Annotated in this window: 24 protein-coding genes and 1 tRNA gene; 11 read left to right on the plus strand and 14 right to left on the minus strand. The window is 68.8% G+C overall.

Going from position 1 to position 24,025, the window contains the following annotated elements; translation table 11 throughout:
- Positions 1-257: 257 nt before the first annotated feature.
- Positions 258-344 (plus strand) — tRNA-Leu (locus FG99_RS29300).
- Positions 345-539: 195 nt separating this feature from the next.
- Complete coding sequence (locus tag FG99_RS29305) at positions 540-755, plus strand: hypothetical protein (RefSeq protein WP_009619935.1); 216 nt, start codon at positions 540-542, stop codon at positions 753-755.
- A gap of 126 nt (positions 756-881) precedes the next feature.
- Here the strand turns inward: FG99_RS29305 and FG99_RS29310 are convergent, their stop codons facing one another.
- Positions 882-1,100 (minus strand): hypothetical protein, encoded by a 219-nt coding sequence (locus FG99_RS29310; protein ID WP_043273722.1) that lies wholly within the window; start codon positions 1,098-1,100, stop codon positions 882-884.
- A gap of 143 nt (positions 1,101-1,243) precedes the next feature.
- Here FG99_RS29310 and FG99_RS30930 point away from each other — a divergent pair, with 143 nt between their 5' ends.
- A complete protein-coding gene (locus tag FG99_RS30930; protein WP_064582945.1) occupies positions 1,244-1,621 on the plus strand; it encodes a LexA family protein in 378 nt (125 codons plus the stop codon).
- A gap of 4 nt (positions 1,622-1,625) precedes the next feature.
- Here FG99_RS30930 and FG99_RS29320 read toward each other — a convergent pair whose 3' ends face one another.
- Genes FG99_RS29320 through imuA form a run of 3 tightly spaced genes read right to left on the minus strand, consistent with a single transcriptional unit; the run spans position 1,626 to position 6,737 of the window.
- Complete coding sequence (locus tag FG99_RS29320; protein ID WP_043273724.1) at positions 1,626-4,700, minus strand: error-prone DNA polymerase; 3,075 nt, start codon at positions 4,698-4,700, stop codon at positions 1,626-1,628.
- On the minus strand, positions 4,697-6,112 hold the full coding sequence (locus FG99_RS29325) for a Y-family DNA polymerase (RefSeq protein WP_043273725.1): 1,416 nt from the start codon (positions 6,110-6,112) through the stop codon (positions 4,697-4,699). The genes FG99_RS29320 and FG99_RS29325 overlap by 4 nt, the downstream gene beginning before the upstream one ends.
- Positions 6,113-6,119: 7 nt before the next feature.
- Positions 6,120-6,737 carry a translesion DNA synthesis-associated protein ImuA gene (gene imuA / locus FG99_RS29330; RefSeq protein ID WP_043273726.1) on the minus strand — a complete coding sequence of 206 codons (618 nt, stop codon included), beginning with the start codon at positions 6,735-6,737 and terminating at the stop codon, positions 6,120-6,122.
- Positions 6,738-7,138: 401 nt separating this feature from the next.
- Here imuA and galU point away from each other — a divergent pair, with 401 nt between their 5' ends.
- Positions 7,139-7,978, plus strand: coding sequence for a UTP--glucose-1-phosphate uridylyltransferase GalU (gene galU, locus FG99_RS29335; protein ID WP_009619948.1), 840 nt, complete (start codon positions 7,139-7,141; stop codon positions 7,976-7,978).
- 183 nt (positions 7,979-8,161) lie between these two features.
- On the opposite strand, the gene FG99_RS29340 is transcribed toward galU, so the two are convergent.
- Positions 8,162-8,593 (minus strand): VOC family protein, encoded by a 432-nt coding sequence (locus FG99_RS29340; RefSeq protein WP_043273727.1) that lies wholly within the window; start codon positions 8,591-8,593, stop codon positions 8,162-8,164.
- Between the two features lie 86 nt (positions 8,594-8,679).
- Between FG99_RS29340 and gorA the strand changes: the two genes are divergently transcribed.
- A complete protein-coding gene (gene gorA / locus FG99_RS29345; RefSeq protein ID WP_043273729.1) occupies positions 8,680-10,035 on the plus strand; it encodes a glutathione-disulfide reductase in 1,356 nt (451 codons plus the stop codon).
- Between the two features lie 203 nt (positions 10,036-10,238).
- Here gorA and FG99_RS29350 read toward each other — a convergent pair whose 3' ends face one another.
- Both FG99_RS29350 and FG99_RS29355 read right to left on the minus strand, forming a co-directional pair.
- Entirely contained in the window at positions 10,239-11,243 is a 1,005-nt protein-coding gene (locus tag FG99_RS29350; protein ID WP_043273852.1) for a bile acid:sodium symporter family protein, read from the minus strand.
- 140 nt (positions 11,244-11,383) lie between these two features.
- A complete protein-coding gene (locus tag FG99_RS29355; RefSeq protein ID WP_051879405.1) occupies positions 11,384-11,737 on the minus strand; it encodes a hypothetical protein in 354 nt (117 codons plus the stop codon).
- A 132-nt stretch (positions 11,738-11,869) separates the two neighbouring features.
- On the opposite strand from FG99_RS29355, the gene FG99_RS29360 reads away from it, so the two are divergent.
- The gene (locus FG99_RS29360) at positions 11,870-12,343 is read left to right on the plus strand and encodes an Lrp/AsnC family transcriptional regulator (protein WP_043273730.1); all 474 of its coding nucleotides are present in this window, start codon (positions 11,870-11,872) and stop codon (positions 12,341-12,343) included.
- A 41-nt stretch (positions 12,344-12,384) separates the two neighbouring features.
- On the opposite strand, the gene FG99_RS29365 is transcribed toward FG99_RS29360, so the two are convergent.
- Together FG99_RS29365 and FG99_RS29370 are read right to left on the minus strand one after the other, a co-directional pair.
- The gene (locus tag FG99_RS29365) at positions 12,385-12,891 is read right to left on the minus strand and encodes a DUF1993 domain-containing protein (protein WP_043273731.1); all 507 of its coding nucleotides are present in this window, start codon (positions 12,889-12,891) and stop codon (positions 12,385-12,387) included.
- A gap of 90 nt (positions 12,892-12,981) precedes the next feature.
- Positions 12,982-13,701 (minus strand): endonuclease, encoded by a 720-nt coding sequence (locus FG99_RS29370; RefSeq protein WP_043273732.1) that lies wholly within the window; start codon positions 13,699-13,701, stop codon positions 12,982-12,984.
- A 145-nt stretch (positions 13,702-13,846) separates the two neighbouring features.
- Here FG99_RS29370 and FG99_RS29375 point away from each other — a divergent pair, with 145 nt between their 5' ends.
- Positions 13,847-14,191, plus strand: coding sequence for a hypothetical protein (locus tag FG99_RS29375; protein WP_051879407.1), 345 nt, complete (start codon positions 13,847-13,849; stop codon positions 14,189-14,191).
- Positions 14,192-14,686: 495 nt separating this feature from the next.
- On the opposite strand, the gene FG99_RS32570 is transcribed toward FG99_RS29375, so the two are convergent.
- Both FG99_RS32570 and FG99_RS29380 read right to left on the minus strand, forming a co-directional pair.
- Entirely contained in the window at positions 14,687-14,863 is a 177-nt protein-coding gene (locus FG99_RS32570) for a hypothetical protein (RefSeq protein ID WP_009619965.1), read from the minus strand.
- Between the two features lie 133 nt (positions 14,864-14,996).
- On the minus strand, positions 14,997-15,314 hold the full coding sequence (locus FG99_RS29380) for a hypothetical protein (RefSeq protein ID WP_009619967.1): 318 nt from the start codon (positions 15,312-15,314) through the stop codon (positions 14,997-14,999).
- A 197-nt stretch (positions 15,315-15,511) separates the two neighbouring features.
- On the opposite strand from FG99_RS29380, the gene FG99_RS29385 reads away from it, so the two are divergent.
- A complete protein-coding gene (locus tag FG99_RS29385; RefSeq protein ID WP_043273733.1) occupies positions 15,512-15,907 on the plus strand; it encodes a hypothetical protein in 396 nt (131 codons plus the stop codon).
- A 225-nt stretch (positions 15,908-16,132) separates the two neighbouring features.
- Entirely contained in the window at positions 16,133-17,503 is a 1,371-nt protein-coding gene (locus tag FG99_RS29390; RefSeq protein ID WP_043273856.1) for a CoA transferase, read from the plus strand.
- 7 nt (positions 17,504-17,510) lie between these two features.
- On the opposite strand, the gene FG99_RS29395 is transcribed toward FG99_RS29390, so the two are convergent.
- The 3 genes from FG99_RS29395 to FG99_RS29405 are packed head-to-tail and all read right to left on the minus strand — an operon-like array spanning position 17,511 to position 23,175.
- On the minus strand, positions 17,511-20,612 hold the full coding sequence (locus FG99_RS29395; protein WP_043273735.1) for an efflux RND transporter permease subunit: 3,102 nt from the start codon (positions 20,610-20,612) through the stop codon (positions 17,511-17,513).
- Positions 20,609-21,775 (minus strand): efflux RND transporter periplasmic adaptor subunit, encoded by a 1,167-nt coding sequence (locus FG99_RS29400; RefSeq protein WP_043273736.1) that lies wholly within the window; start codon positions 21,773-21,775, stop codon positions 20,609-20,611. Before FG99_RS29400 ends, FG99_RS29395 begins: the two co-directional genes overlap by 4 nt.
- A complete protein-coding gene (locus tag FG99_RS29405) occupies positions 21,772-23,175 on the minus strand; it encodes an efflux transporter outer membrane subunit (protein ID WP_043273737.1) in 1,404 nt (467 codons plus the stop codon). Before FG99_RS29405 ends, FG99_RS29400 begins: the two co-directional genes overlap by 4 nt.
- Positions 23,176-23,397: 222 nt before the next feature.
- Here FG99_RS29405 and FG99_RS29410 point away from each other — a divergent pair, with 222 nt between their 5' ends.
- Together FG99_RS29410 and FG99_RS29415 are read left to right on the plus strand one after the other, a co-directional pair.
- On the plus strand, positions 23,398-23,694 hold the full coding sequence (locus FG99_RS29410; RefSeq protein ID WP_043273738.1) for a type II toxin-antitoxin system RelE/ParE family toxin: 297 nt from the start codon (positions 23,398-23,400) through the stop codon (positions 23,692-23,694).
- An 8-nt stretch (positions 23,695-23,702) separates the two neighbouring features.
- Positions 23,703-24,011, plus strand: coding sequence for a HigA family addiction module antitoxin (locus FG99_RS29415; protein WP_024128404.1), 309 nt, complete (start codon positions 23,703-23,705; stop codon positions 24,009-24,011).
- Positions 24,012-24,025 lie beyond the last annotated feature (14 nt).

A 24,025-nucleotide genomic window follows, 5' to 3' on the forward strand; every position in this document is an offset into this window, starting at 1 on the left:
GGTAATGCGGCCCAAGACGGAGTCGGCTTCCCTTCCGCCCCGTGGGTGGGCAGCTTATGCGACAGGGGAGATGGCAAAAAGCCGGTAATTCCGACTAGTCCCTTGTGCAGGGCGCTCGGAAAGAAAGGAATCGGCTGTGCCATCAAGCGCTTACGCCCGTGGTCCCGGCTTTACCGCAACGAGTCGACTCGGTATAGTCTCGGCCCTTCCACATTGCCCGGTGGCCGCGCTCTTCCGGCCTCGGCAATGCCCGCCCGGCTCGGATGGTGAAATTGGTAGACACAGCGCACTTAAAATGCGCCGGCCTCACGGTCTTGCGGGTTCGAGTCCCGCTCCGAGCACCAGAATCCCCCCTCTGCATTCCCAGCTTCCCGATTCGGCAGCGTGACAATCGGCCGCGCCGCCGATGCCTGCCGCCGCGTCATCCGCCGGCTTGCGCACGGGGCCTGCGCTTGACCATTGGTCAGAATGCAACTCGCTGAAATCTTTGAGAAATATTGTTGTCCTAGGGTGCTCGCACTTTGTCATGAGGACCTGACGTGCAACGTGCAGCCCGCAACATCCGCAAGGTGCTGGACTCGGTAGCCAGCAACAACGAAGCCACTGCCATCGAAGTGATGCGCGCCGTGGAGCAAGTGCCCGACGAACTGCTGCGCCAGCGGTTGCTCAAGGCCATCCACCACCTGAACCAGGATGCAGCCGAATTGCGCGCCCTGCGCGACGAGGTCACCGGCGCGGACATTCGCCTGGCCTGAGGCCGTGTAGCCAGGGGAGCCGGCCTGCTCCGGGGCTGTCCAGCCTCGCCCGTCGGGCGAGAAAGTCGGGGCAGGAGCCTGTGCGGGGTTTCCGAAAAGCCTGAATGACGGCGGCCTGCTGCCGCCTCAGCGATGACTCCACGTTAGCCAGCCGGCATGGCGCCTGCGCGGGGCCGCCTGCGGCTGCGCCTGGGGTGCCGGCGCCTCGTGGGAGTGGGCCTGGGCCTCGCTGCGCGAATGCAGCCGGGCCCGGCGCATGGGCACGCGCAGGAAGGCCCACAGGGTGACGCCCGCCAGCAGCAGCCAGCCGAAAATCATGAGTGTGACGAACGTGCCAGGATTCATGCTGAAACTCCTCGCCCCCACACGAAGGATAGACTACGCCGGCGCGCTTGCCGGCGGCTGTCAATGGAGTGGGGAATGGCTTGCCGGGTTCACATTGTTTCTGGTATCTGTATGTATATACAGTATTCCGAGGATGCCCCGTCATGTCTCATACCGCTTTCCTTCCTGCCGCCGCCGATCCGTCGGCGTTCCTTCAGGCGCAGCCGCGGTCGCTGGATGACCTGCTCGAGCTGCACACGCCCCATACCTACATAGTCCGCGCACATGGCGATGGTATGACCGGCGCCGGCATCCACGACAACGACCTGCTGGTGGTGGACCGCGCCTGCCTGGCCAGCTCCGGCGAGGTGGTGGTGGCCGCGGTGAACGGCGAGCCGCTGATCCGCCGCCTGGACATCATCGATGGCGGCTACGCGCTGCTGCCGGCCAACGACCGCTACCCGCCGATCCGCATCGGCGAGGGCGACGAACTGGCGATCTGGGGCGTGGTGCGCTGGAACCTGCACCGCCTGGCCAGCTGAGCCCCTAGCGGAAATCGCGGCTGGGCACGTCCAGGCCGCTGAGCAGGGGCGTCAGGTCGACCAGTTGCTCGGCAATCACGTGGCGCACGCCGCTCTCGCTTTCCAGCCGGCCGCGCACCTGCAGCAGTTGCGCTTGCAGGAAGACGCGGCGCTGGCGCTCGGCCAGGTCGCGCCAGACCACCACGTTGACCAGGCCGAACTCGTCTTCCAGGGTGACGAAGGTAACGCCGCTGGCGGTCTGCGGCCGCTGCCGGCCGATGACCAGCCCGGCGACGCTGACCGGCCGGCCGTGCTCCAGGCCGGGCAACTCGCGGGAGCTGCGGCAGCGCAGCGCCTTCAACTGGCCGCGCAGCAGGTTCAGCGGGTGCGGGCCGAGGGTGGTGCCCAGGCTGGCGTAGTCGGTGAGCATTTCTTCGCCCAGGCTGGGCAGCGGCAGGCTCACCGCGGTCTCCGTCATCACATCCTGGCCGGCGAACAGCGGTAGCTGCGGCTCCACCCCGGCCACGGCCCAGCGCGCCCGGTGGCGGTGCCCGGCCAAGCCGCGCAGGGCGCCGGCGTCGGCCAGGCGTTCGCGGGCCGCGGCGTCCAGACCGGCCCGGTAGCTGAGGTCCTCGACGCTTTCGAAGGCCCGTCGCCCGCGGGCCTGGACGATGCGCAGGGCCAGCTCCTCGCGGAAGCCGCGGACCATGCGCAGCCCCAGGCGGATCGCCGGCTGTGCCTCGCCCTTGTCCTCCAGGCCGCAGTCCCAGTGGCTGTAGCGCACGTCCACCGGGCGCACCTCGACGCCGTGGCGGCGGGCATCCTGCAGGACCTGGTCGGGGCTGTAGAAACCCATCGGCCAACTGTTGACCAGGGCACAGGCGAAGGCTGCCGGCTCGTGGCACTTCAGCCAACTGCTGGCGTAGGTGAGCAGGGCGAAACTGGCGGCGTGGGACTCGGGGAAGCCATAGCTGCCGAAGCCTTTGATCTGTTCGAAGATGCGCGCGGCGAATTCGGCGGTATAGCCATTCTTCAACATGCCTGCGGTCAGGCGCAGGCGGTGTTTTTCCAGGCCGCCGTGGCGTTTCCAGGCGGCCATGGAGCGGCGCAGGTCGTCGGCTTCGCCGGCGGTGTAGTCGGCGGCCACCACCGCGACCTCCATGACCTGTTCCTGGAACAGCGGCACGCCCAGGGTGCGGCGGAACACCTGTTCCAGGGCCGGCGAGGGATAGGTGATCGGCTCCTCTCCATTACGCCGTCGCAGGTAGGGGTGGACCATGTCGCCCTGTATCGGCCCCGGGCGGACGATGGCGACCTCGATCACCAGGTCGTAGAAGGTCTTCGGCCGTAGCCGCGGCAGCATGGCCATCTGTGCGCGGGACTCGATCTGGAACACGCCTATGGCGTCGGCGCGGCTGATCATTTCGTAGGTGGCCGCGTCTTCCGGGGGGATGTTGGCAATGCTCATCGGCGTGCCGCGCAGGCGATGCACCAGGTCGAAACAGCGGCGCAGGGCACTGAGCATCCCGAGGGCGAGTACGTCGACCTTGAGCAGCTTTACTGCGTCGATATCGTCCTTGTCCCACTGGATCACGGTGCGTTCGGGCATGGACGCGTTCTCGACCGGGACCAGGCTGGTCAATGGCTGCTCGGAAATGACGAAGCCGCCGGGATGTTGCGACAGGTGGCGGGGAAAGCCGATCAGCTCGGCGGTGAGCGCCAGCACCCTGCGCATGACCGGGCTCTGTGGATCGAAGCCCGCTTCGCGCAGTTGCTCTTCGGGTGGCGTTTGCTCGCTCCAGCGCCCGCAGCATCCGGCCAGGGCGTCCACCTGGTCGGGCGGCAAGCCCAGGGCCTTGGCTATGTCGCGCATGGCGCCTGCGCCGCGGTAGCTGCTGACCACGGCGGTCAGGGCTGCACGCTGGCGGCCATAGCGACGGAAGACGTACTGGATGACCTCTTCGCGCCGCTCGTGCTCGAAGTCGACGTCGATGTCCGGCGGCTCGTTGCGTTCGCGGGAGATGAAGCGGCCGAAAAGCAGCTTGCTGCGCGATGGGTCCAGTTCGGTGATGCCCAGCGCGAAGCACACCGCGGAGTTGGCGGCCGAGCCACGCCCCTGGCAGAGAATGCCCTGGCTGCGGGCGAACTGGACGATGTCGTGGACCGTGAGGAAGTAGTTCTCGTACTCCAGTTCGGCGATCAGCAGCAGTTCCTTGCCGATGCGTTTGAGCACCTTTTTCCGCGCCCCCTCTGGCCAGCGCCTGCGGATGCCGGCATAGGTCATCTGGCACAGCCAGGACTTCGGCGTATGCCCCTCGGGCACCAGTTCGCGGGGATACTGGTAGCGCAGTTGCTCGAAATCGAAACTGCAGCGCCCCGCGATCCGCACCGTCTCCTCCAGCAACGGCGGCGGATACAGCTCGGCCAACACTTCCCGTGGGCGCAGGTGGCGTTCGCCGTTGGGAAACAGGTAGGCGCCGGCTTCGCTGACCGGCAGGTGCTGACGGATGGCCGTCATGCAGTCCTGCAGGGCGCGGCGGCCGCGGCTGTGCATGTGCACGTCGCCGCAGGCCACGGCGGCGATGCCATGGCGGGCGGCCTGGGCCAGCAGGGCTTGCAGGCGGGCGCTGTCATCCGCGCCGCGGTGCAGCTCGACGCCTAGCCAGAGGCGTTGCGGGAAGCGTTCGCGCAGCCAGGTTCCGTCGGTATCCGTTGGTGCGTCGGGCAGCCAGATCGCCAACAGGCCATCCAGCTCGGTTTCCAGGTCCTCGCGCAACAGGCGGTAGCTGCCCTTTTCGGCCCGGCGCCGGGCGTGGGTGATGAGCCGGCAGAGGTTCTGGTAGCCGGCGAGGTTCTCGGCCAGCAGCACCAGCTTGGGGCCGGCCTCGATGCGCACTTCGCTGCCGACGATCAGCGCCAGTTTGTATTCCTTCGCCGCCTGCCAGGCGCGGACGATGCCGGCCAGGCTGCATTCGTCGGTGATCGCCAGGGCGCGGTAGCCCAGGCGCGCGGCGCGTTCGAAGAGCTCGCTGGCGCTGGAGGCGCCGCGTTGGAAACTGAAGTTCGACAGGCAGTGCAGCTCGGCGTAGGCGGGAGTCATGCGAACCAGCCGTGGATCAGCCACGGCCCCTCGCTGCCGACCTCGCGGTAGACCCAGGCCTGCTGGCCGGCGCGGGTCTGCACCCGGTAGTAGTCGCGGCGCAGGTCGGTGCCGTCCCACCAGCCGGACTCGATGCGCTCCGGCCCGGCGAGCACCCTGGGCAGGCTTTCACGCAGCGCCTGTGGCTGCAACAGCAGCCACCCGGGGCGCGGCCCGCAGGGCGGCAAGGGCAGGGTGCGCGGGCTTTCCCGGGGTTGCCAGGCCTGCTCCGGGCGGTGCTCGGCGAGGGCGCCCAGGCCATGCACGGCCTCGTCGCCGAGGCGGGCGCGCAGGCGTTCGCGCAACTGCTCCCAGGGCTGCGTCTGCTGGGGGCGCTCGTCGAACAGCTGGCGCCGTTCGGGGGCGAAGGGCGGCAGGTCGTCGGCCTGTAGGCGCACGGCGTGTACCGCGGCGGGCAACTGCAAATGCTCCAGGCGGCCGCGGCTCAGCTCGAAGAGCATGGCAGGCTCGCGTTCGGCGCTGAGCAGGCCGACCGGCATGCAGGTGTCGCTGCGGCCGTGGTGCTCCAGGTACAGCTCGAAGCGCTGCACGCCGCTGTCGCGCCCGGCGAGGAAGGCGGCGAGGTCGCCGGTCAGGCGGCGCAGGGGGAAGAGCAGGGCCTGGGTCGATTCGACGTCGAAGTTCAGCTCGATGCGGCTTTCGAAGCGCTCCGGCGGCCGGTAGAAGTCCAGGGCCAGCGGCCGCTGGCCGAGCAGGCTGTCGACCTGCCGCAGCAGTTCCGCCGGAAAGCGCCGGGCCAGGCCATCGCGGGGCAGGGCGAGCAGTTGCTGCAGGCTGCGCAGGCCCATGCGCGCCAGGCTGGCCACGCTTTCCCGGGGCAGCCCGCAGCGCTCCAGGGGCAGGCGGCCGAGGGCGCTGCGCAGGGCTTGCGGCCGTTCCACCAGCAGGCCGTCGCCGACGTTGACCAGTACCCGCGCGGCGGCGGGATTGGGCGCCACGCCGATGCGGTGGCTGAAGCCCAGGGCCCGCAGTTCCTCGCGCAGGCGGGCCTCGAAGCGCGGCCAGGGGCCGAACAGTGCCAGGCTGGAGGCGACCTCCAGCAGCAGCGCGCGCGGGTAATGCTGGCTGACCTGGGAGCTGAAGCCGTAGGCCCAGGCGGCGAGCAGGTCCTGGCTGCGCTGGATGGCCGCCTGGTCGTACTCGGCGCAGTCGAAATCGCGGCACAGGGCGCGCGCCGCGGTCAGCGACAGGCCGGGGCGCAGGCCGAGCCGGCGGGCCGCCGGGTTGACCGCCTGCAGCACGCGCCGCTGCGGCGGGCCGGCGAGCAGGGCGAGGGGCGCCTCGGGATCGCTGCGCTGGCGCAGGGCGGCGTCCATGGCCAGCTGTGGCAGGAGAATGCAGGCCCAGAGCATGGCGACCTCAGTTCAGGGCGGCCAGCGGCAGGGGGCTGGCCGGGGCGAGGCCGCCACGGCACTTGAGCACCCGCAGCTGTGCCGGGCGGGCTTCGAGGGCCAGGCGCAGGGCAGCCGGCGAGGGGTTGAGCGCCTCGCGCAGCGGGCGGAAGGCGAAGGCCAGCGTCTGGCCGCTTTCCGCCGCCACCTGCAGGCGGCGCAGGGCGCGGTCGTCGGCCTGCTGCGGCCAGCACAGCACGGCGCCGCAGCAGCCCGAACGCAGGCATTGCTCGGTCGCCCAGAGCGCATCGCGGCCGCTGGCCTCGACCCACACCAGGTGCTGCAAGTCGACGCCGGCCGCCAGCCAGGCGCGAGGGTAGGGGATGTGCGGCGGCGCCACCAGCACCACGCGCTCGCCGGCGCGGCTCAAGCGCGCCAGGGTTGGCCAGAGCAGCTGCAGCTCACCGATGCCCTCGGCGCCATGGAGGATCTCGCTCAGCGCCGCCTCCGGCCAGCCGCCGCCGGGCAGCAGGGCGTCCAGACGGGCGTGGCCGGTGGGCTGGGCCGCACTGGGCGCGGTGCCGGCCTGGCCTTTCCAGACGCGTCGCTGGTCGAGCAGCGCGCCCAGGTCTACGGCGAGGCCCATGGTCGGCACCGGTGGTGGGGAAGGCAGAAACGACGCAAGATGGAATCCTAGAATACTGTATGTAAATACAGTATCCGGTCTCGTCCCTATCCGGTCAATACGGCCGGATTGCTCCGCCGCGACAATCCGCCGGAAGGCTGAGCCAGGTCAGCCCGGGGCGTGGCAGTGCCCTTCAGAGTGTGTAGGTCGAGGCCGACAGACGGTCGCCGAGGGCAGCTGGTGCTGACTTTTTGCCAGTATCGGTCGAACTTGCCGGCGCCGCGGCGGTCTGACTAGCCGTTGCCCATCTCCCGACGGGCCTGCGCCTCCGCTGGCGGGCGCGCAGCGTGGGCATTGTAAGCCGCACGCGGGCTCATTAGACTGCGCGCCATTCACACCCTCGTTCATGTCGAAGGACTTCCATGATCAAGAAATGTCTGTTCCCGGCTGCCGGCTACGGCACCCGCTTCCTCCCGGCCACCAAGGCCATGCCCAAGGAAATGCTGCCGATCGTCAACAAGCCGCTGATCCAGTACGGCGTCGAAGAGGCGCTGGAAGCCGGGCTGTCGGAGATTGGCATCGTCACCGGCCGCGGCAAGCGTTCGCTGGAAGACCATTTCGACATCAGCTACGAGCTGGAAACCCAGATCCGCAACACCGACAAGGAAAAGTACCTGGTCGGTATCCGCCGCCTGATCGATGAGTGCACCTTCTCCTACACCCGTCAGATCGAGATGAAGGGCCTGGGCCACGCCATCCTCACCGGCCGCCCGCTGATCGGCGACGAACCCTTCGCCGTGGTCCTGGCCGACGACCTCTGCCTGAACCTGGAAGGCGACAGCGTCCTGAAGCAGATGGTCAAGCTGTACAACCAGTTCCGCTGCTCCATCGTGGCCATCCAGGAAGTGCCGCCGGAAGAGACCAACAAGTACGGCGTGATCGCCGGCGAGATGATCCGCGACGACATCTACCGCGTGAACAACATGGTCGAGAAACCCAAGCCGGAAGAGGCGCCGTCGAACCTGGCGATCATCGGCCGCTACATCCTGACCCCGGACATCTTCGAGCTGATCGAGCAGACCGAGCCGGGCAAGGGTGGCGAGATCCAGATCACCGACGCCCTGATGAAGCAGGCCCAGGATGGCTGCGTGCTGGCCTACAAGTTCAAGGGCAAGCGCTTCGACTGCGGCAGCGCCGAGGGCTACATCGAGGCGACCAACTTCTGCTACGAGAACCTCTACAAGACCGGCAAGGCCTGGTAACCCCAGCGCGTTCCCGGTTCGTCGAAGAAGCCACCCGCGGGTGGCTTCTTCGTTTCCGGCGCCCGCACGATCCACGGGCTTTTCGTAGGAGCGAGGGGGACGCCTGGTTCTTGCTCGCGAACGCTGTTTCCGGTGCGTGGGCGGTTCGCGAGCAAGCTCGCTACTACAAAAAGCGCTGCAAAGCTATGGCGCCTGCGGGATCGGCATGTCTTCCGAGCCCGGCCCCAGCGGCTGGCCGTAGCTGAACTCGACGTAATTGCCTGATGGATCCCTGAGGCCACAGTAATAGCCAACAGGGTAGGGCTCCTGGCGCGGCGCCCAGATCAGGCAGCCGGCGCGTTCGGCCTCGGCGGCGATGGCGTCGACCTTCTCGTGGCTGTCCACCGCGAAGCCGAAATGGCTGTAGTCGTCGCTGGCCAGGTGGCGGGCTTCGCCGCCGGGCATGATGACGAAGATGAACTGGTGCTCCTTGCCCGGCTCGGCCATCCACACGATGCGCGAGCCCTTGCCCTCGCGCTGGTGGATCACGCGCATGCCGCAGAAGCGTTCGTAGAAGGCGATGCAGGCCTCCAGGTCCGGTACGTGCAGGGCCAGGTGGGTCAGGGTGGGGCGCATGGCGGCTTCCTCCTGTGGGCTCTGCTGGCAGGATAGGCCAGCGGCGATGAGGTATGCTGCCGGGCATCTGCCAGTGGAGAACGACGATGGCTTTCGATTTCGACCTGTTCGTGATTGGTGCGGGTTCCGGCGGCGTGCGCGCCGCGCGGTTCGCCGCGGGGTTCGGTGCGCGCGTGGCGGTGGCCGAGAGCCGCTACCTGGGCGGCACCTGCGTGAACGTCGGCTGCGTGCCGAAGAAGCTGCTGGTGTACGGCGCGCACTTCCACGAGGACTTCCAGCAGGCCGCCGGCTTCGGCTGGAGCCTGGGCGAAGCGCGCTTCGACTGGCCGACCCTGATCGCCAACAAGAACCGCGAGATCCACCGCCTCAACGGCATCTACCGCAACCTGCTGGTGAACAGCGGGGTGAGCCTGCTCGAAGGCCACGCGCGCCTGGTCGACGCCCACACCGTGGAAGTCGATGGCCAGCGCTTGCGCGCCGCCAACATCCTCATCGCCACCGGCGGCTGGCCCCAGGTGCCGGACATCCCCGGCAAGGAGCACGTCATCACCTCCCAGGAGGCCTTCTTCCTGCCGCAATTGCCGCGCCGGGTGCTGGTGGTGGGCGGCGGCTACATCGCCGTGGAGTTCGCCTCCATCTTCCATGGCCTGGGCGCGCAGACCAGCCTGCTGTACCGCCGCGAGCTGTTCCTGCGCGGCTTCGACCGCAGCGTGCGCGAGCACCTGCGCGACGAACTGACGAAGAAGGGCCTGGACCTGCAGTTCAACGCCGACATCGCGCGCATCGACAAGCAGGCCGACGGCAGCCTGCTGGCGACACTCAAGGACGGCCGCCTGCTGGAGGCCGACTGCGTGTTCTACGCCACCGGCCGCCGGCCGATGCTCGATGGCCTGGGGCTGGAGAACGTCGATGTAGCCTTGAACGACAAGGGCTTCGTCAAGGTCGACGAGGCCTACCGCACCAGCGAGCCGTCGATCCGCGCCATCGGCGACGTCATCGGCCGCGTGCAGCTGACGCCGGTGGCCCTGGCCGAGGGCATGGCCGTGGCGCGCCACCTGTTCCGCCCCGAGGAATACCGGCCGGTGGATTACAAGCTGATCCCCACGGCGGTGTTCAGCCTGCCGAACATCGGCACCGTCGGCCTCACCGAGGACGAGGCGCGCGCCGCCGGGCACCGCGTCAAGCTGTTCGAGAGCCGCTTCCGCGCGCTCAAGCTGACCCTCACCGAATCCCAGGAAAAGACCCTGATGAAGCTGATCGTCGACGCCGACAGCGACCAGGTGCTGGGCTGCCACATGGTCGGCCCGGAGGCCGGCGAGATCCTCCAGGGCATCGCCGTGGCGCTCAAGGCCGGGGCCACCAAGCGGGTGTTCGACGAGACCATCGGCATCCACCCGACGGCGGCCGAGGAATTCGTCACCATGCGTTCGCCGGTGGCCTGACTTCGCGGGGCATCAACCTGTAGGAGCGGGCCCTGCCCGCGATTCGCGCGCAGGGCGCGCTCCTACAGGCAAATATGACACTCCGTAGGATGGGTTGAGCGAAGCGATACCCATCGCCGTGGCCGCATGGGTTTCGCCAAGGCTCAACCCATCCTACGAAAAGCGCCCCGGCGCAGCCGGCAAGACACGTCGCACCGAGCGGCTCAGCGCGACTGCGCCACCTGCGCCGCCGCCGCGCTTTCCTGCTGGCGCCTGGCGTAGCGCTGGGCCAGCACCGCGCAGACCATCAGCTGGATCTGGTGGAAGAGCATCAGCGGCAGCAGGATCACGCCGATGCTGCCGGTGGCGAACAGCACCTGGGCCATGGGCACGCCGGTGGCCAGGCTCTTCTTCGAGCCGCAGAAGACGATGGTGATCTCGTCCTCCTTGTTGAAGCCCAGGCGCCGGCTGAGCTGGCTGGTGGCCAGCAGCGCCAGGGCCAGCAGGATGCAGCACACCACCACCAGGCCGGCCAGCGCGGTCAGCGGCACCTGGTGCCACAGGCCCTGGATCACCGCGGCGCTGAAGGCGGTGTAGACCACCAGCAGGATCGAGCCCTGGTCGACGTAGCGCAGCACCGGCTTGTGCCGGTCCACCCAGCCGCCGATCACGCCGCGCAGGGCCTGGCCGGCGATGAAGGGCACCAGCAGTTGCAGGGTGATCTTGCCGATGGCATCGAGGGTGGAGACGCCGGTGTCGCCATGCACGCCCAGCAGCAGCTGGACCAGCAGCGGGGTGAGGAAGATACCGATCAGGCTGGACGCCGAGGCGCTGCACACCGCTGCCGGGATGTTGCCGCGGGCCAGCGAGGTGAAGGCGATGGACGACTGCACGGTGGCCGGCAGGGCGCACAGGTACAGCAGGCCCAGGTACAGGTCCGGGGTCACCAGCGGCGAGAGCACCGGCTTGAGCGCCAGGCCGAGGATCGGGAAGAGGATGAAGGTGCAGGCGAACACCAGCAGGTGCAGGCGCCAGTGGGTGGCGCCGGCGATGATGGCCTGGCGCGACAGCTTGGCGCCGTGCAGGAAGAACAGCAGGCCGATGGCCAGGTTGGTGATCCAGCCGAAGGCGGTGGCCACCTGCCCCTGGCAGGGCAGCAGGCTGGCGATGGCCACGGTGGCGACCAGGGCCAGGGTGAAGTTGTCGGGGAGCAGACGTGGACGAGCCATGGCGATCATCTCGGGCAAGGTACGAAGAATGCGGTCGCCGCCTCTGACGGACGGACGACGGTTCCGACTCTATGCCCGCGGCGACCTTCCGGCTAACGCGAGAAAGCCAGCCTGTATCGCTGAACGGACAGATCGCTCCGTCAGCAGCCGCTGAACGCCAATTCCACCGCCGCCACGCTGACCAGCGAGCGCATGCGCTCGGCCATCACCTCGCCACGCTGCTCCGGCATGCCCGCGATGCGCAGGTCCACCTGCAGCCATTCGCCCGCCTGCACGGCATGTACTTCGGCCGGCAGCCAGCCCTGCAGGGCGAACAGGTTCAGCAGCTTGCACAGCACGTCCGCGTCGGCTTCGACGCGGATGGCGAAGTGCGCCTGGCGCGCCATATCGGCCGGGCGGCGGGTCCAGCCGTCGGGGCGCTCGGCGGGAGCGGCGTCGAACAGGCTGGCGGGCAGGGCGGTGGTGCTGCTGGGCAGGGAAACGGCTTGGTTCATGGCGGGTGACCGGCAAGGCTGGGAGGTGGCTCATTGTCGGTGGCCCGGGCGGGTTTTGCTTTGCGAAATAGACTCCAAGGCCGGTGGTTTTGGAATAGACTATGCGTGATTTTATGGATTGGAGAATAAATCATGCCGATCGAGCTGGATGCCTATGACAAGCGCATCCTCGCCCTGCTGCAGGAGGAGGCGACCCTCTCCACGGCCGAGATCGCCGAGCGCATCGGCCTCTCGCAGTCGCCGTGCTGGCGGCGCATCCAGCGCCTGAAGGAAGAAGGTGTGATCCGCCGCCAGGTGACCCTGCTGGACCGCAAGAAGATCGGCCTCAACACGCAGATCTTCGCCCAGGTGAAGCTGAACACCCACGGCCGCAACAACCTCACCGAGTTCGCCGCGGCCATCCGCGAGTTCCCCGAGGTGCTGGAGTGCCACGTGCTGATGGGCGCGGTGGACTTCATGCTGCGCATCGTCACCGAGGACATCGAGGCCTACGAGCGCTTCTTCTTCGAGCGCCTGTCGCAGGTGCCGGGCATCCAGGAGATCAACTCCATAGTCGCGCTGTCGGAGATCAAGTCGACCACCAGCCTGCCGCTGCCGGGACGCTGACGGGAGGAGGGCGCCGGCCTGGCCGGCGCCCGCGGGCGGGCTCAGGCGCCGCCGAGGAAGTCCATCTTGCCCAGCTCCACGCCGTTGTGGCGGAGGATGGCGTAGGCGGTGGTGACGTGGAAGTAGAAGTTGGCGTTGGCGAAGCCGAGCAGGAAGTCCAGGCCCTTGAACTGCAGCTCGCGGCTCGGCGTCTTGATGTGGATGTCGCGGGTTTCGGCGCCTTCGAACTGCTCGGGCTTGAAGCCCTTGAGGTAGTAGACGGTCTTCGCGATGCGCGCCTGCAGGTCGGCGAAGCTCTGTTCGTCGTCGGCGTAGCTGGGAATCTCCACGCCGGCCAGGCGGGCGGCGCAGCCCTTGGCGGCGTCGCTGGCGATCTGCACCTGGCGCGCCAGCGGGAACATGTCCGGGGCCAGGCGGGCGTTCAGCAGCACCGTCGGCTCGATGGACCTGGCCTGGGCATGGGCCTCGGCCTTGGCCAGGATGGCCGAGAGGTTGCCGAGCATGCGGATGAACACCGGAACGGAAATCTGGTAGATCGACAGGGACATGCGAGGTACTCCAGACAGGGTGGAAGAGGCCTGCGCGATAAGGCGCGCCCAGCGAGTCTACTGCCAGGCGCGGCGGCCGTCGCCTGGCTTTCAGCGCCCGGCGACGTTGCCCGCGCTACTGCAGCCCTGCAGGTCGATCTTGCCCACGTACGGATTGCCCCAGCCCATCACGCAGCCGACCATCTGGTTGCGCTGGCGCTCCCAGCTTTCCACCGGGTACTGCTTGCTCCAGGCCTGGTACAGCTGGCGGTCCTGCCTGGACAGCCTCAGGCCGTAGCGGTCGCTCATGTAGAAGTAGGTGCGGGCGATCATCCCGCGGATCTGCGGGCGCGGCATGGCCTTCTTCGCCTTGAAGTCGATGACCATCGGGCAGGCGCCATACTGCGGCGCCTGCTGCGGCAGCCAGCCGTAGCCGAAGTTGTTGCGGTCGCCGTTGACCTCGCCGATGCTCGGCACCAGGTTGAACAGGTCGGCCTCGGCGCGCTGGTACACCGGGTCGTGCCGCGAGCAGTTGCTGCGCCCGCCGCTCTGCCAGCACTGGCGCTGGTGGCCGATGACCCAGGCCGGGACTATGTGCTCCCACTCGATGCGCGCGGCGCGCTTGGCGTTCTTGCGCGGCACGTAGCCGCAACTGGCCAGGTCGACGCGGTTGCCCTTGTAGCGGCAGCCGCAATAGAACTCCACCGACTGGCGGGCATAGAGCTTCCAGCCGATCTTCTTGGCTTCCTGGAAGGTGCGCGGGGCGGCGGCGGAGGCGGCCAGGGGCAAGGCCGCGAGCAGGAGGAATAGTGCTTGGCGACGAATATTCATCAGAAACTTCTTTCAGAAATCGTCGCATCTTACTGATATGAAACGATCTGCCAATCGTGGCAATCGAATGGCAAGGAACAGGTGCGTAGGAAACTGGAGTTGTTAGACTGGGAACATTTCCAGCCTAACCGGAGGTTCAGCCAGCATGACCAGCATGAAGAGCCGAGCGCTTTGCGGCCTGCTCGCCAGCCTGGTGGCCGGGGTGGCGCTGGCCGGCCAGCCGCCGGTGCGCAGCATCGAGCGCATCTATGTCAGCCCTGGTGCCAGCGGCAGCATCGACAGCTCGTCCAGCGTGCAGCGCTATGACGGCTACGGCGGCGTCCAGGTTCCGCGCAGCTACGAACAGGGCTCTAGCCGGGTGATCATCGACAACAGCGGCGGTGGCACCAATGGCGGCATCCGCCAGAGCATCGAATACCCCAATGGCGTGCAGTTCGACGTCACCCCGGGGACGACGCGTTCGAACGGGCAGCGGCAGTCGTATCCCTGAGGGAGTGGCGTTCGCGGGGCATGGCCGGCCTGGCGGCCGGATCGCGGATGAATCCGCTCCTACGTTGCCGGCTGCGCCGAGGTGCCTTTCGTAGGATGGGTTGAGCTTGCGAAACCCATGCGGTCGCGGTGATGGGTATCGCTTCGCTCAACACCATCCTACGAAAAGCCAGGTTCGCTCATACGGAGTGGGCCCGGTGCAGGACTACCGGAACGGTCCCTGCCCGCGATTCGCGCGCAGGGCGCGCTCCTACAGGGGGAGGGTGCGGGGTTACCTGTAGGACAACTGTCTTGTCGGCTGCGCCGAGATGCTTTTCGTAGGATGGGTTGAGCTTGCGAAACCCATGCGGTGGTGGTGATGGGTATCGCTTCGCTCAACCCATCCTACGGGGTTACATCGCGATCACGCGTGGTATGTGGGATGGTGTAGGAGCGGACTCGGTCCGCGATTCGCGCGCAGGGCGCGCTCCTGCAAGGGGCTCGGTGCCGCGAAGGCTCAGGACTCCTTGCGCACCAGGCGCGACTTGCTCAGCCCGCCCTTGCAGTAGAAGGGGCCGGTGTCGCCGCGCAGGTGGTAGAGGGTGGCGAGGAAGGCGGAACTGGTGCGGCCGACGGAGAGGCTGCGAAGTTTGTGGTAGGCCCACAGCCAGTCCTTGGGGAGCGTCTTGCTCATGGACTCGTCCTTGATTCAGCGTGCTGGTGCGAAACTGCCCCAAGGACATTAGTGGCCGAACCCCTTGTGCGCAAGTCCGGCCGCTCTGCGGCAAGCCTTTGCGGCCTTTTGCCATCCCCGCGGAGGGTTGGCCTCAGGCCCCCGCCGCCTCGCTGTGGGCCTCTTCCACGTATTCCTTCAGCCAGCGCAGCACCTGCACCGCCTCCCAGCGCGTGGGGTCGAACATGGCGTAGGCCTGGCCCTGGTAGCCCACCACGTCCAGCGGGCGGTGGTAGCCGGCGCGCTGCAGCAGCGCCTCGATCTCGGCGAAGCAGGTGTTGAAGTGGGTGCGCGAGAAGGGCGTCTTGCCCTCGGTGACCAGGCCCTCGAGATGCAACTCGGCGACCGCTTCGCTGACTTCCTCCACGCCCATGTGGTTCACGGTGTATTTCATCTGGCGGATGTCCACCATCGCTTTCGCTCCTGTTCGGGTCCTTGCCTGCCACCTGTTGCCAGGGTGCCTTTCGTCGATGACAGAAGCATAATCGAAAAATACTGTATGCATGAACAGTATTTTGTGGCTACCATGGTTTCGCTGGCTCACAGAATCCATGGCTGCCGCGAAACCGGGCCCCGCCCCGCGGCGACGACGAAGAAGAGGAACGCGTGATGAAGCAAGTCAAAGCCCTGCTGGTGCTCGCCCTCCTGGCCCTGCTCGGTGGCTGTGCCCAGCCGCCGGCGGAAGGCCCCAAGGCCAATGGCGCCTACCTGGTGATCGATGGCCGCGAGGCCTGGGCGGTGCTGGTGGCCGACGGCAAGCGCGTGGAGGAACACGGCATCGTGCGCGACGCCATTCGCGTGCCGCGCTCGCGCTCGGCGATGGTGGCCAGCTATGTGATCGACACGCCCAACTGCGGGCGCCTGCAGACGCTGACCGAGGTGTACGACGACGGCACCGGCGCCACCCGCCTGCTGAGCGTGGGCGAGGAGGGCGGCGACCTGTCCGCCTGCCGCATCCGCGACGACCTCAGCCGTGCCTGGACGGCGCTGGATTATTCCGGCTGAGCCCGAGTTTCTTCACGAAATTTTCACGCGCGTGGGGCGATGGTAGGCACATTGCTAAAGGACTAGCGCCCCAATAAAGAACCCGCCATCGGCGGGTTTTTTATTGCCAGCGATTCCTCTGCGGCGAAAGGCCGGCTCGCGGCGGCGCGGTGGGCGGGCTAAGGTTGCCTGGCGGGTCCGTTTCACGGATTCCTTCAATCGAGGTGCAGCATGCTCGCCAGCCAGATGACCAGGGCCCTGTGGCAGGCCCTGGAAGAGAACGCGGCCCTGCCCGCGTCCCTGTCCTTCGAGGCCGAGGGCGGGCTGCCCTCGACCTTCGCCGTCACCGACCTCGCTGGCGCCTCCATCGCCACGGCCGGCCTGGCCGCCGCGGCCTTGCTCAAGCGCGCCGGCCTGGCGCCGGGGGCGCTGCAGGTGGACCGCCGCCTGGCGTCCTTCTGGTTCGCCTGGACGCTGCGGCCCCAGGGCTGGGCGCTGCCGCCCATGTGGGGCGACATCGCCGGCGACTACGCCACCCGCGACGGCTGGATCCGCCTGCACACCAACGCCCCGCACCACCGTGCCGCCGTGGTGCGGGTGCTGGGCCCGGTCGCCAGCCGCGAAGAGGCGGCGGCCCGCGTCGCCACCTGGAACAAGGCCGAACTGGAGCATGCGGTAGTGGCTACCGGCGGTTGCGCCGCCGAAATGCGCTCCATCGACGAATGGAAGGCGCACCCCCAGGGCCAGGCCCTGGCCGAACAGGACCTGATCTGGTGCCAGGAACAGGCCATCGCCCCCGCGCCGGCCTGGGCGCTGGCGGCGGAGCGGCCGTTGGCCGGGGTGCGGGTACTGGACCTCACCCGGGTGCTCGCCGGGCCGGTGGCCAGCCGCTTCCTCGCCGGGCTCGGTGCCGAGGTGCTGCGCATCGATCCGCCGGGCTGGGACGAGCCGGGGGTGATTCCCGAGGTCTGCCTGGGCAAGCGCTGTGCGCGCCTGGACCTGAAGGACCCGCCCGGGCGCGAGCGCTTCGAGGAACTGCTGCGCCACGCCGACGTGCTGATCCACGGCTACCGCGGCGACGCCCTGGAGAACCTCGGTTTCGACGCCGAAGTGCGCCAGGACCTGGCGCCGGGGCTGGTCGACGTGAGCCTGAACGCCTACGGCTGGAGCGGCCCCTGGCGCAACCGCCGCGGCTTCGACAGCCTGGTGCAGATGAGCACCGGCATCGCCGAGGCCGGCATGCGCTGGCGCCAGGCCGACAAGCCGGTGCCGCTGCCGGTGCAGGCCCTGGACCACGCCACCGGCTACCTGATGGCCGCCGCCGCGCTCTGCGGCCTGGGCCGGCGCCTGGCCAGCGGGCGCGGCAGCACCTGGCGCCTGTCGCTGGCGCGCACCGCGCAGTTCCTGGTGGAGCAGGGGATGCAGGCCGAGGCCTTGCCGGCGCTGGCCGGGGAGGCGCCGGCCGACCTCGACCCAGCCATCGAGGCCACCGCCTGGGGCCCGGCGCAACGCCTGCGCCCGCCATTGCTGCTGGAAGGCACGCCGCTGCAGTGGGCCTCGCCGGCGGCGGCGCTGGGCTCGTCGAAGCCGTACTGGGCCTTCGAGCGGGGCGCCTGAACGGCGCTCAGCGCTGCGGCGGCAGCAGCAGGCCGCCGCGCACCTGGCGCCAGGCGCGGAAGCTGGCGGCCAGGCGCGAGAACCACAGGTAGATCACCGGCGTGGTGTACAGCGTCAGCACCTGCGACACCAGCAGGCCGCCGACGATGGCGATGCCCAGCGGCTGGCGCAGCTCGGCGCCGGAGCCGGTGCCCAGGGCCAGCGGCAGGGCGCCGAACAGCGCCGCCAGGGTGGTCATGAGGATCGGCCGGAAGCGCAGGGTGCTGCCCTCGATGGTCGCCTGCTCCGGCGTCATGCCGCCGCGTTCGGCCACCAGGGCGAAGTCGATCATCATGATGGCGTTCTTCTTGACGATGCCGATCAGCAGGATGATGCCGATCATCCCCATCAGCGACAGGTCCTGGCCGCACAGCAGCAATGCCAGCAGCGCGCCGAGGCCGGCCGAGGGCAGGGTGGAGAGGATCGACAGCGGCAGCAGCGGGCTCTCGTAGAGTACGCCGAGGACGATGTACACCGTGACCACCGCCGCCAGGATCAGCCACGGCTGGCTGCGCAGCGAGTCCTGGAAGGCCTGGGCGGTGCCCTGGAAGGTGCCGCTGACGCTGTCCGGCAGGCCGGCCTGGCGGGTGGCCTGCTGGATGGCGGCGACCGCGTCGCCCAGGGCGTAGCCCGGCGCCAGGTTGAACGACAGGGTGACCGCCGGGAACAGCCCCTGGTGGTTGATGGTGATGGGCGCCAGGTCCGGCTCCAGGCGGCCGAGCACGCTCAGCGGCACCAGCTCGCCGGTCAGGCTGGAGCGCGCGTAGAGGTGCTTGAGGCTTTCCTCCGACACCTGCCAGCGCGGGTCCAGTTCGAGGATCACGTGGTACTGGTCCAGCGCGGTGAACAGCGTCGCCACCTGGCGCTGGCCGAAAGCGTCGTAGAGCACGTCGTCGATGGCCTGCACGTTCACGCCCAGGCGCGCGGCGCTGTCGCGGTCGATGTGCAGGGTGGCGCGCGGCGCCGCCTGCTGCTGGTCGGTGGCCACGTCGCGCAGTTGCGGCAGCTGCTTCAGGCGCGCCAGCAGCGCCGCGGCCCAGTGGTCCAGCTCGTGGCTGTCCGGGTCCTGCAGGGTGTACTGGAACTGCGTCTTGCTCGGCCGCCCGCCGATCTGCACGTCCTGGCGGATCTGCATGTACAGGGCGATGCCCGGCACCACGGCGAGTTCGCGCTTGAGCCGCGCCACCACCTGGTCGGCCTTGGCCGCGCGCTGCTCGTAGGGCTTGAGGTTGATCATCACCCGGCCCTGGCTGAGGGTGGGGTTGGGGCCGATCCAGTAGTAGACGTTGGCCACGTCCGGGTCGCGCTGGATCACCTCGCTGAGCGCGGCCATGCGTGCGCGCATCGCGGCGAAGGAAATGTCCGCATTGGCCTCGGCCACGCCCATGATCACGCCGGTGTCCTGCTGCGGGAAGAAGCCCTTGGGCACCTCGACATAGAGCACGGCGGTGACCAGCAGGGTGAGCAGCGCCACCGCCAGGGTCAGGCGCTCGTGGCGCAGCACGCGGCGCAGGCTGCGCCGGTAGCCGTCGAGCAGGGCGTCGAAGGTGCGCTCGCTCCATTGCAGGAAGCGGTTCTGCACGCCGTGCAGGTCGTGGCGGATGAACCAGGCGCAGAGCATCGGCGTGACCGTCAGCGAAACCACCCCGGACATCACCACCGCCACGCTCACGGTCACCGCGAACTCGCGCAGCAGGCGGCCGATCACCCCGCCCATGAACAGGATGGGGATGAACACCGCCACCAGCGAAACGGTCATGGAGACGATGGTGAAGGCCACCTCTGCGGTGCCCTCGATGGCCGCCTGCAGCGGCGGCTTGTGCATCTCCAGGTGGCGGATGATGTTCTCCATCACCACGATGGCGTCGTCCACCACGAAGCCCACGGCGATGCTCAGCGCCATGATCGACAGGTTGTCCAGGCTGTAGCCCAGCACGTACATGGCCGCGAAGGTGGCCACCAGCGACAGCGGGATGGTCAGCGCCGGGATCACGGTGGCGCTGACGTTGCGCAGGAACACGAAGACCACCGCCACCACCAGGACGATGGACAGCAGCAGGTTGAACTGCACCTCGTCGATGGAGGCGTCGATGGTCTGGGTGCGGTCGCCCACCAGGTTCACTTTCACGTCGCGCGGCAGTTGCGCGATCAGCGCCGGCAGGCGGTCCTTGATCGCCTGGGTCACCGCCAGCACGTTGTAGCCGGGCTGCTTGTGGATGTCGACGATCACCGTCGGCCGGCCCTGCAGGCCGGCGGCCTGGCGCACGTCCTCGGCGCCGTCGATCACCGTGCCCAGGTCGCTGATGCGGATCGGCACGCCGTTGCGGTAGGCGATCACCAGCGAGCCGTACTGCGCGGCGCGGGTGAGCTGGTCGGTGGTGTCGAGAGTCACCGCGCGCTCGGCGCCGTCGAGGTTGCCTTTGGGCGCATCCACAGTGGCGTTGCCCAGCACCTCGCGCACGTCATCCAGAGTCAGGCCGCGGGCAGCCAGGGCGTCCGGGTCGATGCGCACGCGCACCGCCGGGCGCTGCTCGCCGTGGAAGTCCACCAGGCCGACGCCGGGAATCTGCGACAGCTGCTGGCCGAGGTAGTCGTCGGCGTAGCGGTCCAGCTCCGGCAGGGTGCGGGTGGGCGAGGTCAGGGCCAGGGAGAGGAAGGTGAATTCCGCCGGGTTGACCTTGTGGAAGGTCGGCGGCGCCGGCAGGTTCTTCGGCAGGTTGCCGCCGGCGGCGTTGATCGCCGTCTGCACGTCCTGGGCGGCGCCGTCGATGTTGCGCTCCAGATCGAACTGCAGGGTGATCTGCGTCAGCCCGAGGGAGCTGGCGGAGGTCATCTGGGTGACCCCGGGAACGCTGGCGAAGGCCCGTTCCAGCGGCGTGGCCACGGACGAGGCCATGGTCTCGGCGCTGGCGCCGGGTAGCTTGGCCTGCACCTGGATGGTCGGCATGTCCACCTGCGGCAGCGGCGCCACCGGCAGCAGGAAGTAGGCGGCGGCGCCGAGCAGCAGCACGCCCAGGGCCAGCAGGGTGGTGGCCACCCGGCGGCGGATGAAGGGCTCGGAGAGGGTCATTGGCGCTGCTCCGCGCTGGCGGTCTGCCGCGCGTCTGCCAGGGCCGCGACCTTCAGCCCCGGGGCCAGGCGGTACTGGCCGCCGGTGACCACGGTTTCGCCGGGCGCCAGGCCCTGGTGGATCCACTGCAGGCCATCGACCACCGCGCCGGCCTGCACCTCGCGCACCTGGGCCTGCTGGTCGCGCCCCACCACGTACACGAAGCTGCCCTGCGGGCCTTGCTGCACGGCGCTGGCCGGCACTACGGTGGCGGCCTTCTCGGTGCGCAGCAGCAGGCGCACGCTGAGCAGTTCGCCGGGCCAGAGCTTGCCGTCGGCGTTGGCGAAGTCGGCCTTGAACAGGATCTGCCCGTTGCCGCTGGAGACCTGGCTGTCGATGAAGCTCAGCCGCCCCGTGGCGATGTGCTGGCGGCCGTCGCGGCTCAGCGCCTCGACCTGCAGCGGCTGCCCGGCGTTGGCCTGCAGCACTTCGGCCAGGTCCTCCTGGGGCAGGCTGAAGGCCAGGGAGATCGGCGCCATCTGGGTGAGCGTCAGCAGGCCGGTGTTGTCGCTGGCGTGGACGATGCTGCCGGCGTCCACCAGGCGCTGCCCGGTGCGCCCGGCGAAGGGCGCGGCGATGCGGGTGTAGCCGAGCTGCAGCTGGGCGGTGTCCAGCGCCGCCTGGTCGGCCTGGATCGTGGCCTGCAGGGTGGCCACCTGGCCGCGCAGGGTGTCCACGTCCTGGCTCGGCCCGGCATGGGCGGCGGCCAGCTTGCTGGCGCGTTCGAGGTTGACCTTGGCCACCGCCAGCTGCGCTTCGTCGCGCGCCTTGTTGGCCTTGGCCTGCAGCACCTGGGCGGCGTAGGGGCGCGGGTCGATTTCGGCGAGCAGTTGCCCGGCCTTGACCATCTGGCCCTCCTGGAAGTGCAGCTGTTGCAGCTCTCCATCCACCCGCACCTTGATGTCCACCGCGTTCAGCGCCTGCACCGTGCCGATGGTCTGCAGCCAGATCGGCAGGTCGCGCTGGTCGGCCACCCCCAGGCTCACGGGCACCGGCGCCTCGGCCGGCTTGGCCGTCGTGGTGGCGGAGAAGTGGCGCCAGGCGAAGGCGGCCAGCGCCACGGCCAGGAAGAGGAACGCCAGGCGCCAGTAGCGCCGTTGGGAGGAGGGTTGGGACGGGCTCACGGTCGAATCGCCTGTGCGGAAGGTTGATTGCTGGCCAGTTCGGCGCCCGCCGGCGCCTGGAAGCCGCCGCCGAGGGCGCGGTTCAGGCCGACGGAGGCCTGCAGGCGTTGCAGGCGCACTTGCAGCAGGCTGTCCTCGGCCTGGTACAGGGTGCGCTGCACGGTCAGCAGGGTGAGGAAGTCGGTGCTGCCCAGGCGATAGCGCACCTGGGCCAGGTCGGCGGCCTTGCGCGCCGAGTCCACGGCGGCCTGGTCGATGCGCTGGGTCTGCGCCAGGCGGGCGTTGGCGCTGAGCTGCGTCTCCACGTCCTGCAGGGCCTGGAGCACGTTCTGCCGGTAGTCGGCGACCAGCTCGCGGGCGTGGGCGCGGTCGGCCTGCAACTGGCCTTCCAGCAGGCCGCCGTCGAACAGCGGCTGGCTGAGGCTGGCGGCCAGCTGCCAGAGCCCGCCGCCGGTGTGCACGTCGCTGCCGGCGAGGGCGCCCAGGGAGATGTTCGGCAGGAAGGCCGCGCGCGCCGCGCCGACATCGAAGTTGGCCGAGACCAGCCGCGCCTCGGCGGCCTGGATATCCGGCCGCTGGCTCAGCAGGCTGGCCGGCAGCCCGGCGCGCGCCTCGGGCAGCTGGACGCCGTCCAGGCCGCTGTGCTGCAGGGCGAAGCCCTCGGGCGCGGCGCCCACCAGCACCGCCAGCTGGTAGAGCGCGGCGTCGCGCTGCTGGGCCAGGACACTGACGTTGGCCTGGAAGTTCTGCAGGGCGTTGCGCTGCTGCTCTACCTCCAGGTCGGAAGAGGAGCCCAGCCGCGACTGCGTCTGCACCAGTTGCAGGATGTTCTCGGCGTCGCTGGCGATGCGCTTGGCCACGGCCAGGCGCTCGTCCAGCGAGAGCACCTGGAAGTAGCTGTCGGCGATGTCCGCCTGCAGGCCGATGCGCGCCGTCTCCAGGTCGTAGGCCGTGGCTTGGGCCAGCGCCGTGGCGGAATCGGCCAGGGCGCGGTTGCGGCCCCAGAAGTCCAGCTCGTAGCTGGCCTGGGCGTAGAGGTCGTGGGCGTTCTTGCTGCTGTCGTGATCGTGGACGTAGCTGCCGCCCAAGCTCAGGTCCGGATACAGCGCGGCGCCGGCGACGCGGGCGCTGGCCCGGGCCTGGTCGACCCGCGCCACCGCTGCCTGCAGAGTGAGGCTGTCGCTGCCGGCGCGCTGGATCAGGCTGTCCAGCTCGGCGTTGGCATAGTCCTTCCACCACTGCTGCGGCATCTGGGCGGCGGGCGCGGCGGCATTGTCCCAGTGGCTGGCGACGGGTACGGCGGGCCGCTGGTACTGCGGCACCAGCGAACAAGCCCCGAGCAGGGCCAGGGAAAGGGTGGCGGCCAGCCGGGGCAGGGCGCCGGCGGTGGTTGGGGGCATGGGTTCGTCCTTCTGCGTCCCGCGTGCTGCGGGCTGCTGTGATGGACGAGCCTAGCGCCGGGTAGCTACCGGGCGGTTCTTCCCAAGCTGAATAAAAGTTTAGGTGGCGCTTGGGAGGTTTCCGATTGGCTTTGCGGCTTTTGCCTAACCGTTGGCTGACAACTCCAGAGTTTTGCCGGTTGTACCGTGACGCGGTACATTTCCCTTCAAGGAAGCCGGCCCATGATCGGGAGTTTCAGGGATGCGTGGCTGGAAGCGTTCTTCGTGCGGGACAGAATGCCCCGGCAGATTCCCGCGGATATCCAGGAGCGCCTGTTCCGCAAGCTGCAGATGCTCGACGACGCCACCACGGACGCGGACTTGCGTAGCCCACCCAGCAACCATTTCGAGCGCTTGCAGGGGCGCCTGCGGGCATACCACTCGATCCGGGTGAATCGCCAATGGCGCCTGGTCTTTCATTGGGATGGCGAAAAAGGCGAAGCCTCGGACGTCTACCTCGACAACCATTCGTACCGATGAGGTGCAACGTGATCATCACCGAACGCAAGCCAGTCAGCGTCGGCGAGGTGCTCAGCAGCGAGTTCCTCGATCCGCTAGGCCTGACCCAAGGCCGCCTCGCCGAAGCGATGGGGGTGCAGCGCAAGCTGGTCAACGAACTGTGCAACGACCGGAGAGCAGTGACGGCCGATACCGCGCTGATGCTGGCCCGGGTATTCGGCAACTCTGCGGAGTTCTGGCTCAACCTGCAGCGGCGCAACGACCTGTGGGCGGCGTTGAATTCGCCAGAGCGACGTGCCCGCATAGAGCGGGCTCGGCCATTGAATCGGGCGGCCTGAATGCCAGGTGTGGT

The organism is Pseudomonas sp. AAC (assembly GCF_000725445.1).
GTDB lineage: Bacteria > Pseudomonadota > Gammaproteobacteria > Pseudomonadales > Pseudomonadaceae > Pseudomonas > Pseudomonas citronellolis.